A 12,216-nucleotide genomic window follows, 5' to 3' on the forward strand; every position below is an offset into this window, starting at 1 on the left:
AGCCGCCCGATGGACTTCGGCCTCGTCCTGCAGACCGACCCGCCCGCCTCCCAGGTCATCAGCCTCATGAAGCGCGCCGAGCGCAACGGCTTCCGCTACGGCTGGACCTTCGACTCCGCCGTGCTGTGGCAGGAGCCGTTCGTCATCTACAGCCAGATCCTGGCCAACACGCAGAAGCTGCACGTCGGCCCGATGGTCACCAACCCGGGCACCCGCACCTGGGAGGTCACCGCCTCCACCTTCGCCACCCTCAACGACATGTACGGCAACCGCACCGTCTGCGGGATCGGGCGCGGCGACTCCGCGATGCGCGTCGCGGGCCGGGCACCCAACACGCTGGCCCGGCTCGGCGAGGCCATGGACGTCATCCGCGACCTCGCCGAGGGCCGCGAGGCGTCCGTCGACGGCAACCCGATCCGCATCCCCTGGATCAAGGACGGGAAGCTGCCCGTCTGGATGGCCGCGTACGGCCCGAAGGCCCTCGCCCTGGCGGGACAGAAGGCCGACGGCTTCATCCTCCAGCTCGCGGACCTTTACCTCACCGAGTGGATGATCAAGGCGGTCCGCGAGGCGGCGGCGGAGGCCGGCCGGGACCCGGCCGCGATCACCATCTGCGTCGCCGCCCCCGCGTACGTGGGGGAGGACCTCGCGCACGCCCGCGACCAGTGCCGCTGGTTCGGCGGCATGGTCGGCAACCACGTCGCCGACCTGGTCTCCCGCTACGGCGAGCACTCCAGCATGGTCCCGGAGGAGCTCACCGAGTACATCAAGGCCCGCCAGGGTTACGACTACAGCCACCACGGGCGCGCCGGGAACCCGTCCACCGACTTCGTCCCCGACGAGATCGTCGACCGCTTCTGCCTGCTGGGCCCGGCCGAGGCGCACATCGACAAACTCCGCGCCCTGCGCGACCTCGGTGTCGACCAGTTCGCCGTGTACGACATGCACGACGCGAAGGAGTCCACGATCGATGCCTACGGCACGCAGATCATCCCCGCCCTGACCGCCTGACCGCCTGACCGCCTGACCGCCTGACCGCCTGACCGCACGGCCGCGGCCCCCGGTCCCGGCTGCGGCCGGGGCCGGGGCGGCTGCCGGGGGAGGGCGCCGGGGGAGAGCGCCGGGGGAGGGCGCCGGACCCGGCCGCCCCGGGGCCGTTCACCCGGAGGACACCCGGTGTCCGCCCGGGTGTCCGGTACCGGCGGTGGGGTTTGTCGGCCGGGCGTGCTTTGCTGGAGGCATGATCGATGAGTTCCTGGCCCATGGCCTGCCCGATGTGGAAGAAGCCGTCCGCAAGGCGGCGGCGATCGAGATCATGCCGCGCTTCAGGCAGCTCGCCGAGCACGAGGTCGACGAGAAGAGCGGCCCCCACGACCTGGTGACCGTCGCCGACCGCAAGGCCGAGGAGCACCTGACGGCCTCCCTGACGCGGCTGCTGCCCGGTTCGGCCGTGGTCGGCGAGGAAGCCGTCCACGCCGACCCCACCGTGTACGAGGCGCTGCGCGCGGACGCCCCCGTGTGGATCGTCGACCCCGTCGACGGCACCCGCCAGTTCGTCAACGGCGACCCTGCCTTCTGCACCCTGGTCGCGCTGGCGGTGCGCGGCGAGATACTCGCCTCCTGGACCTTCGCCCCGGCGCTGGAAGAGCTCGCGACCGCCGTCCGCGGCCGTGGCGCGTACGTCAACGGCGAGCGGATCCAGAGCGGTTCGCCCGAGGTCGGCGCCGACCTGCGGGTCGCCACCGCCCACCCGCTCTACACCTCCGACGAGAACAAGCGCACCCTGGCCCGGCTCGACGTGCCCGGCGTCGCGGCCCGCCCCTGCGGCTCGGCCGGCCTGGAGTACCTGAAGGTGGCCCGCGGTGAGGTGGACGCCCTCGCCTTCACCTGGCCCTCGGCCTGGGACCACGCCGCCGGGCTGCTGCTGGTCGCCGAGGCGGGCGGCGCGCAGAGCACCGTCGAGGGTGTCCCCTTCCGGGTGGACCGGGACAACGCCCTGCCGTTCGCCGTCGGCCGCGACGAGGCCACCGCCGTACGCGTCCGGGAACTGCTCCGGGGCCGATAAGGGGTCCGGTACCGCGTACGCGTCGCCATATCCTGGGGGTGCAGGCGCCACCACCGGAAACGAAGGAGTCGCAAGTGCCGTCGATTTTCGATGTGGTCGTGGTCGGGGCGGGGCCCAACGGGCTGACGGCCGCCGTCGAACTGGCCCGGCGCGGCTTCTCCGTGGCCGTCTTCGAAGCCGCCGACACGGTCGGTGGCGGGGCCCGGACCGAGGAACTCACCCTCCCCGGCTTCCGGCACGACCCCTGTTCGGCGGTGCACCCGCTCGGCGCCGGCTCGCCGGTCTTCGCCACGATGCCGCTGAAGCGGTACGGGCTGGAGTGGCTGCACGCCCCGCTGCCCATGGCGCACCCCTTCGACGACGGCACGGCGGCCGTCCTCTCGCGCTCCGTCGCGGAGACGGCGGCGTCGCTGGGGGCGCGCGACGCGGGCGCCTACCGGCGTCTGGTCGGGCCGTTCCTCGGCCGATGGGACACTCTGGCCCGGGATTTCATGTCCCTGCCGAACACCGCGCTGCCCCGCGACCCGGTCACCCTCGCACGGTTCGGGCTCGCCGGGCTGCCGCCCTCGACCTGGCTGCTGCGCCGTTTCCAGGACGAACGGGCGAGGGCCCTGTTCGCGGGGCTCGTCGCCCACGTCATCGCCCCGCTGGGCGGCATCGGGACCGGCGCCGTCGGCCTGGTCTTCGCCCTCGCCGCCCATGCGAACGGCTGGCCCATGGCCCGCGGCGGCTCCCAGTCGATCTCCGACGCCCTCGCCTCCTACCTGCGCGATCTCGGCGGGTCGATCCACACCGATTTCGAGGTCAAGCGGCTCGACGACCTCCCGCCCGCCCGCGCCTACGTCTTCGACACCTCGCCGACCGCACTGGCCAGGATCGCCCGGCTCGGCCGCGCGTACGACGGCTACCGGTACGGCGCCAGCGTGTTCAAGATCGACTACGCGCTGGACGGCCCGGTTCCGTGGACAGCCGAGGAACCGCGCCGCGCCGGCACCGTCCAGGTCGGCCCGCGCATGCGCGACATCGACGCCGCCCTGCAGCTCGCCTCCGGCGGCCGGGCACCCCGCGCGCCGTTCCTCATCACGGCCCAGCCCAGCCTGACCGACCCCGGCAGGGCCCCCGAGGGCAAACACGTCTTCTGGGCGTACGGGCACGTACCCGCCGGCTGGGACGGCGACCTCACCGACGCCGTCGAACGCCAACTGGAGCGCTTCGCCCCGGGCTTCCGCGATCTGGTCCTCGCCCGCGCCACGGCCGGCCCGCCCCAGCTCGCCGCCCGCAACCCCAACTACATCGGCGGGGACATCGCCTGCGGAGCCGCCTCCGGCCTCCAGCTCCTGCTGCGTCCCCGGCTCAGCCTCTCCCCGTACACGACGGCCCACCCGGCGGTCTTCCTCTGCTCCTCGGCCACCCCGCCGGGTCCCGGCGTCCACGGCATGTCCGGCCACAACGCCGCCAAGGCGGTCTGGCGCCACCTGCGCACGGCCGCCTGAGACCGCAGCCCCACCCGCGAAAGGACTCCCATGGTCCGCATCACCCTGGTCCGCGGCGACATCACCGCCGAGGAGGCCGACGCCATCGTCAACGCCGCGAACTCCTCGCTGCTCGGCGGCGGCGGGGTAGACGGCGCCATCCACCGCAAGGGGGGCCCCGAGATCCTCGCGGCCTGCGAGGACCTGCGGCGCGGCCACTACGGCAAGGGCCTGCCGACGGGCCGGGCCGTCGCCACCACCGCCGGACGGCTGGCCGCCGGACACGTCATCCACACGGTCGGCCCCGTCTGGTCGCGGGAGGAGGACCGGTCGGAACTGCTCGCCTCCTGCTACCGCGAGTCGCTGCGCGTCGCCGACGAGCTCGGCGCCCGTACGGTCGCCTTCCCGGCCATCTCCACCGGCATCTACGGCTGGCCCATGGACGACGGGGCGCGGATCGCGGTCCGTACGGTCCTGGCCGCCCGCACCCACGTCGAGGAGGTGCGCTTCGTCCTCTTCGGCGAAGCCGCCCACGCCGCGTTCGAGGCGGCGGTCGAAGCCACCCGGTAGGGGGTCACACCGGCCGGCGCGGCGCGCCCGGCGCCGGGCGCGGATAGGTCCTGGTCTGCTTGACGCTGCCGTACGCGAAGCTCGACTCGATCGAGGCGATCCCGGGGATGGCGTGGATCCGGTGGCGCACCAGGGCCTCGTAGGCCTCCAGGTCCTCGATGACGACCCGGAGCAGGTAGTCGCTGCTGCCCGCCATCAGATAGCAGTCCTGGATGTGCTCGATGACCGCGACGTGCTCCTCGAAGAGCCGCACCGCCTCCGCCGTGTGCCGCTCCAGCCGGATCCGGACGAAGACGGTCACCGGCAGTCCGAAGGCGACCTGGTCGACCATGGCCGTGTAGCCGCGGATCAGGCCCGCCTCCTCCAGTCGCCGGACCCGGCGCAGGCAGGGCGACGGGGACAGCCGGACGCGATCGGCCAGCTCCTGGTTGGAAAGGCGCCCGTCTGTCTGCAATTCCCGGATTATCTGCAGATCGACTGCGTCCATGGCCACTCCTTGGCAGATCCTGCCCCAAACGTAAGTCCGAGAGGCAGAACTGGCAATCGGCTGCCCCGGCTGAAGCCCTAACGTTGCCCTCGAACGGACCGGACCGGCCCGTGTTCCAGAGGCTGGAGTGGATCCCTTGGTCGCGACGCACACCACCCGGGCGACCCTGCCTCCCGATGCGGCGGGCCCGCGCGCCGGACACCCCGGCCGGCGCGGGCTCTCCCCCCAGGCCCAGGGCATGCTGGCCCTGCTGGTGACGGTGTCGATCTGGGCGGCGTTCGCGCTCAGCGCCCGCGCCCTCAGCAGGTCCTCGCTGCTGCCCGCCGACGCGGCGCTGCTGCGGTTCGGCCTCCCCCTCGTCCTGCTCCTCCCCGCCCTGTGGCGCCGCCGCCGCGCCATCGCCGCGGTACGGCCGGGCCCCGCCCTGAAGATCGTCTGCGGTGCGGGGGTGCCCTTCTTCCTGGCCGCGATGCACGGCGGAGCGCTGACCTCCGCGGCCTTCGTCGGTTCCATCGTCCCCGGCATGGTCCCGCTCTTCGTCTCCCTGATCATGATCCGGCGCGGCCACGGCGTCCCCAGGGGCACACAGGCCGTCGGCCTCGCGCTGATCGCGGCCGGGGTCCTCGCCCTCGTCTGGCGCTACGTCGTCCCCGTGGACACCGACGTCCTCGCCGGCTCCGGCATCCTCCTGGTCGCCAGCGGCCTGTGGGCCCTCTACACTGTGGGGCTGCGCGAGGTGGACCTCGATCCCGTCGGATCGATCGGGCTGCTGTGCCTGCCCTCCTTCATGATCATCGGACTGCTCGTCCTGGCCGGGGTCCTCCCCACCGGGATGGCGCACGCCGCGGGCACCGACATCGCACTGTTCCTGGTCGTACAGGGCCTCGGGGTGGGGCTGTGCGCCGGCCTGCTCTACGCCTTCGCCATCCGCCGCCTCGGCGCCGAACGAAGCTCCGTCGTCGGCAGCCTCAGCCCCGTCGCCGTGGTCCTGCTCGCGATCCCCCTGCTCGGCGAGACACCCACCGTCGCCGTCCTCGTCGGCGTCCCCCTCATCACCGCCGGCGTCGTCCTCGCCAACCGCCGCCCCCGACCCGAGGTCCCCACAGATGCTTGAGCTCCTTCCCACGCCGCCCACCGACCCGCTGTGGGACCTGACGTACGAGTTCGGCGGCGACGAGCGGCCCGAACGGCTGAACCTCGTCCTCGGCGTCTACCGGGACCAGAGCGGGTCCACCCCCGTCATGTCCGCCGTCCGCGAGGCCGAGATCCGGCTCGCCCGACGCTCCGAGTCCAAGGAGTACCGCGGGCTGTCGGGGAACACCGCCTTCAACAGCTCCCTGCTCGACCTGGTCCTCGGCCCGGACGGGCCCGCCGAGCGGGCCGCCGCCGTCCAGACCGTCGCGGGCTCCGGCGCCCTGCGCCTCCTCGCCGACCTGGTCTTCCGTACCCGCCCCGGTGCCACGGTGTGGATCAGCGACCCGGCCTACGTCAACCACCGGCCGATCCTGGAGGCCGCCGGGCTCAAGGTCCGCACCTACGGGTGGCGCGACGCCGAGGGCGGCTTCGACACGGCGGGCGTACTGCGGGAGCTCGCGGACGCGGGACGCGACGACGTCGTCCTGCTGCAGGGGTGCTGCCACAACCCCTCGGGCGTCGACCCGCTGCTGGACGACTGGGAGGCGCTGGCCGAGTCGGCCCTGCGCGGTGGCTGGGTGCCCTTCGTCGACCTCGCCTACCACGGGCTCGGCGACGGCCTGGAGGCCGACCTGCTGGCCACGCGGATGCTGGCCTCCCGGGTGCCCGAGATGCTGATCGCCGTGAGCTGCTCGAAGAACTTCGGCCTCTACAGCGACCGCGTCGGCTGCGCCATCGTGCTCGGCTCCTCGGAGCGGGCTGTGCGGCACGCCGAGACGGCCCTGCAGAACGCCGCCCGCACCCTGTACTCGATGCCGCCCGAGCACGGCGCCGCGGTCGTCACCACGATCCTCCAGGACGAGGAGCTGCGCGCCTCCTGGCGGGCCGAGCTGGACGTGATGCGCGGCCGGATCATGGCCAACCGGGCGGACCTCACCGCCCACCTCGGCAATCTCGGCTGCGCGGAGCAGGCCCGTTCGCTGGCCCGGCAGAAGGGCATGTTCTCGATGCTGCCGCTGACCCCGAACCAGATGCTGCGGCTGCGCAGGCAGTACGCGATCTACGGGACGACCTCGGGGCGGATCAACATCGCCGGCATCCCGGCCCACCGGATCCCGTGCCTGGCCCGGGGGATCGCGGCGGTCCTCGACACCGCCGAGGCGCCCCGCCCCCGCGAACTCGCCTGAGGCCTTCGCCTGAGGCCGTCGTCGGCGAGGCCGCCAGGGCGTGCGGCGCGGCGCGGAGAGCCGGCATCCGGCCTGCGCGCCGTGGACGTTCTGCGCGAGTGAGCGGAGTCGGCCGAACGTGGCGTCCGCGACCCTGCCGCTCGGCCCGGCTCTCGGGCGCGTGGTGATCCGGCCCTCGGTGCTCGTACGCGCGTGGCCGGCCTCCGCGTGATCGAGGCCATGACAGTCCCCGGCAGTCCGTCGGTGCCATGAGCCATCCGCCGTCGCCGATGGCTCCCGTGGTCGACAGGTCCTGCCGGGGGCCTGGCCAGAGCCTGGAGAGTAGTCACTCGAACCCCAGGACGTCTCCTGAGGGAGGTGCGGCTCTTTCCGGTGATCCGGTGTATGGACGAGTCTCCTCCCTATTTGTCCTGAGTCAAGGGGTTTGCGGACGTAGGCTGGAAGAAATTCGCGTCGCGCTCCGGACCAGGCCGACGGGAGGTGTGGCCATGACAGCAGTGCCGGACTTCCAGGTCGCCCGCGGGCCCGGCGCCACCGCCTGGGCACCCGAGACCGTCACCGCCGACCCGTACAACGCCCAGACCCCGTCGGCCGCGCTGGCCGAGCCGGTCACCCCCGCGGACGCCCTCTTCGTACGCGATCACTTCGGCATCCCGCCGACCGGCCCCGGCCGGTGGCGGCTGCGGATCGGCGGCGCCGTGACCACCGCCTTCTCCGTCGGTCACGCAGAGCTCCTCACGCTGGAACACCGCGAGCTGGACGTCGTCGTCGAATGCGCGGGCAACGGCCGCAGCCTGATGCGGCCGGTCCCGCCCGGTGTGCCCTGGAGCCAGCGGGCCGTGGGCTGCGCGCACTTCGCGGGCGTGCCCTTCCGCCTCCTCGCCGACCGCGCCGGGATCGACCCGGCGGCCGTCGAGGTCGTCTTCACCGGAGCCGACTCCGGTACCGTCCGCGGCCGCCGGACCCCCTTCGAACGCAGCCTGCCGCTCGCCGTGGCCCGCCACCCGGACACCCTCCTCGCCACCCGCATGAACGGCGAGCCGCTCACCCCCGAGCACGGAGCGCCGGTCCGCCTGCTGGTCCCCGGCCGGTACGCCGTCGCAGATGTGAAGTGGCTGGTCGGGGCACGGGCCGTGACGGACCCCTTCGCCGGGGTCTTCCAGGCCGAGGACTACCTCTACATCGACCCGCACGGCACCCCCGAAGGCCCCGTGACCACCCTGCGGGTCAAGTCGCTCATCACCGAGCCCGCCCCGGACGACGACGTGCGCCGGGGCCACGAGACCCTGGTCCGGGGCCACGCCTGGTCGGGCGACGGAGTGCCCGTCCGCAGGGTCGAGGTGCGGGCCGCGCACGAGGACGACGGCAGCGACCCGGACCACCTCCGGGGCTGGCACGAGGCCGTCCTCGAACCGCCCGCCGGGCCCTACGCCTGGCGGAGCTGGTCCCACCGGTGGACCCCGCAGCAGCCGGGACCGTACCGGCTGCTCTCCCGCGCGACCGACGCCCGCGGCGACACGCAGCCGCCGCAGGCCCCGTGGAACGCCCATGGCTACGGCTGCAACCCCGTGGCCTCTGTCGAGGTGGTGGTCGTATGAACGGTTCCGAGGCGACGATCGAGGTCATCGCCACCCCGTCACTCGGGGACACCAGCTACCTGCTCGTCAGCGGCGACGAGGCCGCCCTCGTCGACCCGCAGCGGGACATCTGGGACCTGGTGGAGTCCTGTACCGCCCAGGGCGTCGGGATCCGCTACGTCCTGGAGACGCACGTGCACAACGACTACGTCTCCGGGGCGCTGGAGGTCAGAGCGGCGACCGGCGCCACGGTCGCGGGACCGGCCCGCGCACCCTACGGCTTCGACCACCTGCCCATGGCCGAGGACGACGAGGTCAGCGTCGGCGACATCACCGTACGGGCCGTGGAAACCCCGGGCCACACCGCCGAACACACCTCCTACCTGGTCTTCGAGGACACCGACCGGGCCCCGTCGGCCGTCTTCACCGGCGGCAGCCTCCTCGTGGGCAACGCCGGCCGCACCGACCTGTCCGGCAGCGGCCGTACGGAGGAACTCGCCAGGGCCCAGTACCGGACCCTGCGCCGGCTCGCCCTGCTCCCCGACGGCACCCGCGTCCTGCCGACACACGGCGCGGGCAGCTCCTGCGCCGCCGGCCCGGTGTCGGGGGAGCGGACCAGCACGGTCGGCGCGGAGCGGCGCACCAACCCCGTACTGACCGCCCAGGACGAGGAGGAGTTCGTCAGGGGACGGATGTCGGGCCTGCCCCCGTACCCCGCCTACTACCGCCACATGGGCCCCATCAACGGGCACGGCCCACGGGTCCTCGGCGGCCCGCCCACCCTGCGCCCGCTCACCCCGGCCATGGTGGAGGGGCTCGCCGGCGGCGGCGCGCAGATCGTCGACGGGCGCGACCGGGCCGCCTTCGCCGCGGGCCATCTGCCCGACTCGATCTGCGACGAGCTCGACGACCGCTTCGCGAGCCTGGTCGGCGAGGTCGTCCCTTTCGGCACCCGCCTGGTCCTCGTGCTGCCGGAACCGGCCGCGGACGCCGCCCACGAGGCGATGGTCCAGCTCCTGCGGATCGGCTACGACGACGTCGCCGGATACCTGGCGGGAGGGACCGGCGCCTGGACGGCCGCCGGCCGCCCGCTGCGCACCTTCCGCACCGTGGACGCCACCGCCTCGGCCGGGCACCTCGACGGCGGACTGCTGCTCGACGTGCGGCCGGACCGCCCCGAGGGCGGCATACCCGGCTCGCTCGCCGTGCCGCTCGCCGAACTGCCCCGCAGGATCGGCGAGCTGCCCAGGGACCGGGAAATCTGGGTGGTGTGCGGCAGCGGCCGCCGGGCGACCGTCGCGGCGGGCCTGATCGACCGGGCTGGGATCCCGGTGACCGCCGTGATCAGCGGCGGGGTCCAGGAGCTCATGGCGCACGCGTGAGGGGTCCGGGCTCCGGAGGCGGACGGACCGTCCCCGGAGCCCCCGGCCGCCGAGCGGACGCCGGCACGCCGGCACGGCCCCACGCGGCCTCCCGACGCCCGTTTTCCCGCCATCCGGTTTCCCGCCGCCCCGGCGGAGGTACTGGTCCTTACCCGCCCCTCCGGACGGACGCAGCGCCCTGCGCCGACGCCTCGGATAGGGTGAATCGGTAGGAATCGGGCCCCCGGGGTGAGGTCGTGTGGACACTTACCAGTCGACGAGCGCGGTGCCGGACCCGCCGGCGGCGGCTGTCGGCTACGCGGGCGTACTCCGCGAGCTGCTGCCGATCGCCCTGTGGCGGGAGGACGCCGACGGCCGCATCGTGGAGTGGTCACTGGCCGCCCAGGACCTCCTCGGGCACCGCCCCGAGGACATCATCGGCCGCCCCGGCGCCTCCGTCCTGGTCCCCGAGGCCAACCACGAACTCGCCGACCAGCTGACCCGCCGGGTACAGGCGGGCGAGACCGTCGTCGGCACCCTCCCCGTCCGCCACCGCGACGGGCACCGCGTCGTGATGGAGATGTGGATCGTCCCCGCCGTCGACGCCACCGGGCGGATGGGAGCCCTGCTCATCGCCGTGGAGACCTCCGAGGTCCTCCACATGCGCGACTCCCTCGCCGCCCTGCAGAGCCTCTTCACCCAGTCACCCATCGGGCTCGCCACCCTCGGCCCCGACCTGAGGTTCCTCCGGGTCAACGACGCGCTGGCCCGCATGAACGGCGTCTCCGCCGCCGAGCACCTCGGCAGACGGCTCACCGAAGTCGTCCCCGGCGTCAACGCCGTCGCCCTGGAGGCGACGATGCGGCAGGTCCTCGACCGGCGCACCGCCGTCGTCGACGTCCGCCGCACCGGGCGGACCCCCGCCGACCCCGACCACGACCGGACCTGGTCCTGCTCCTACGCCCCCCTCCTGGACGGCTCCGGCCGGGCCCTCGGCGTGATCGCCTCCCTCATCGACATCACCGAGAGCCAGCAGGCCCAGGCCGAGGCCGAGCTGGCCCAGCACCGCCTGGCCCTGCTCGCGGAGGCCGGCGCCCGCATCGGCACGACCCTCGACCTGCACCAGACCGCCCAGGAGATCGTGGAACAGCTCGTACCGCAGCTCTCCGACTCCGCCGACGTACAACTGCTGGAGTCCGTCCTCGGCCCCGACGAGGGCGCGGCGCCCGCGCCCTCCACCCGCGGGGTCCTGCGCCGCCTCGCGGCCCGCTTCCCCGACCCGAACGCCCCCACCGCGAAACTCGCCACCGGCCAGACCTTCCAGATCCCCGCGGGCACCGTCTACGAGCGGGTCATCACCGAGGGCACGCCCCTGAACCTCTACGTCTCCGACATCCCCGCCCTGATCACCTCCCCCCGCGCCGCCGCGCTGCGGGCCTACCTGGCCACCCTGGGATCCGCCCGCCTGGTCCCGCTCGTCGCCCGCGGCACCGTGCTGGGCGCCGTCACCGTCACCCGGACGCGCGAACGCCCGCCCTTCGACGAGCAGGAGTGCGTCCTGGTCGACGAGCTCGTCGCCCGCGCGGCCCTGAACATCGACAACGCCCGCATGTACACCCGCCAGCGCCAGGCCGCCCTGACCCTCCAGCGCAGCCTCACCAACAGCGCCCTGCCCGAGGTCCCCGGCCTCGAACTCACCGGCCGCTACCTGCCCGCCAGCGACCACGACGTCGGCGGGGACTGGTTCGACGCCATCCCGCTGCCCGGCGGCCGGACCGGACTCGTCATCGGGGACGTCATGGGCCACGGGATCCACGCGGCCGCCGTCATGGGCCAGCTGCGCACGGCCGTACGGACCCTCGCGCGCCACGGCGTACCCCCCGCGCAGCTCCTGCGCTCCCTCGACGCCGTCGTCGCCGACCTGGGCGAGGACGAGATGGCGACCTGCGTGTACGCCGTCCACCACGCGGCGTCCGGGACCTGCGTGATCGCGCGGGCCGGCCACCCGCCGCCCGCCGTCGTCGCCACCGACGGGACCGTCACCTTCCTCCACGCACCGCCCGGGACCCCGCTGGGCGCCGGCGGGCGCGACTTCCGCACCGAGGAGGTGCGCCTGCCGCCGGGCAGCCTGCTCGTCCTCTACACCGACGGACTCATCGAGGCCCGGGACCGCGACCTCGACCAGGGCATGGAGCAGCTGGGAGCGGCCCTGCACGGCGTGGAACAGCCCCTGGAGGGGATGTGCGACCAGATCCTGCGGCAGCTGCTCCCGTGCGCGCAGCAGGACGACGTGGCGATGCTGCTGGCCCGCTCCCGGCCGGCCTGACCGGCCCGCCGCCGACCCCGGGGCCGCCGCCCGCCCG

At 73.9% G+C, this 12,216-nt stretch carries 10 protein-coding genes; 9 read left to right on the forward strand and 1 reads right to left on the reverse strand.

Features of this window, described 5'->3' with window-relative positions:
• Positions 1-9: 9 nt before the first annotated feature.
• The 4 genes from ACIPXC_RS18835 to ACIPXC_RS18850 all read left to right on the forward strand — a co-directional run bounded on the left by ACIPXC_RS18835 (position 10) and on the right by ACIPXC_RS18850 (position 4,107).
• Complete coding sequence (locus ACIPXC_RS18835; protein ID WP_401619150.1) at positions 10-1,011, forward strand: TIGR03842 family LLM class F420-dependent oxidoreductase; 1,002 nt, start codon at positions 10-12, stop codon at positions 1,009-1,011.
• A 229-nt stretch (positions 1,012-1,240) separates the two neighbouring features.
• On the forward strand, positions 1,241-2,065 hold the full coding sequence (locus ACIPXC_RS18840) for an inositol monophosphatase family protein (RefSeq protein WP_401619153.1): 825 nt from the start codon (positions 1,241-1,243) through the stop codon (positions 2,063-2,065).
• A gap of 74 nt (positions 2,066-2,139) precedes the next feature.
• Positions 2,140-3,558 carry a phytoene desaturase family protein gene (locus ACIPXC_RS18845; RefSeq protein ID WP_401619156.1) on the forward strand — a complete coding sequence of 473 codons (1,419 nt, stop codon included), beginning with the start codon at positions 2,140-2,142 and terminating at the stop codon, positions 3,556-3,558.
• Positions 3,559-3,588: 30 nt separating this feature from the next.
• Positions 3,589-4,107, forward strand: a complete 519-nt coding sequence (locus ACIPXC_RS18850) for an O-acetyl-ADP-ribose deacetylase (protein WP_401619159.1) — start codon at positions 3,589-3,591, stop codon at positions 4,105-4,107.
• A gap of 4 nt (positions 4,108-4,111) precedes the next feature.
• Here ACIPXC_RS18850 and ACIPXC_RS18855 read toward each other — a convergent pair whose 3' ends face one another.
• Positions 4,112-4,594 (reverse strand): Lrp/AsnC family transcriptional regulator, encoded by a 483-nt coding sequence (locus tag ACIPXC_RS18855; RefSeq protein ID WP_386462367.1) that lies wholly within the window; start codon positions 4,592-4,594, stop codon positions 4,112-4,114.
• A gap of 136 nt (positions 4,595-4,730) precedes the next feature.
• On the opposite strand from ACIPXC_RS18855, the gene ACIPXC_RS18860 reads away from it, so the two are divergent.
• From ACIPXC_RS18860 to ACIPXC_RS18880, 5 genes are all read left to right on the forward strand, one after another.
• On the forward strand, positions 4,731-5,708 hold the full coding sequence (locus tag ACIPXC_RS18860; protein WP_401619163.1) for a DMT family transporter: 978 nt from the start codon (positions 4,731-4,733) through the stop codon (positions 5,706-5,708).
• Positions 5,701-6,915, forward strand: a complete 1,215-nt coding sequence (locus tag ACIPXC_RS18865) for an aromatic amino acid transaminase (RefSeq protein ID WP_401619166.1) — start codon at positions 5,701-5,703, stop codon at positions 6,913-6,915. Before ACIPXC_RS18860 ends, ACIPXC_RS18865 begins: the two co-directional genes overlap by 8 nt.
• Before the next feature lie 488 nt (positions 6,916-7,403).
• Positions 7,404-8,513 (forward strand): sulfite oxidase, encoded by a 1,110-nt coding sequence (locus ACIPXC_RS18870; RefSeq protein WP_401619169.1) that lies wholly within the window; start codon positions 7,404-7,406, stop codon positions 8,511-8,513.
• Complete coding sequence (locus ACIPXC_RS18875) at positions 8,510-9,874, forward strand: rhodanese-like domain-containing protein (protein WP_401619172.1); 1,365 nt, start codon at positions 8,510-8,512, stop codon at positions 9,872-9,874. The genes ACIPXC_RS18870 and ACIPXC_RS18875 overlap by 4 nt, the downstream gene beginning before the upstream one ends.
• A gap of 238 nt (positions 9,875-10,112) precedes the next feature.
• Complete coding sequence (locus tag ACIPXC_RS18880; RefSeq protein WP_401619174.1) at positions 10,113-12,179, forward strand: SpoIIE family protein phosphatase; 2,067 nt, start codon at positions 10,113-10,115, stop codon at positions 12,177-12,179.
• Positions 12,180-12,216: the final 37 nt, after the last annotated feature.

Origin of the sequence: Streptomyces sp. NPDC090021 (assembly GCF_044748225.1) — a bacterium.
In the GTDB taxonomy this organism is placed as follows: domain Bacteria; phylum Actinomycetota; class Actinomycetes; order Streptomycetales; family Streptomycetaceae; genus Streptomyces.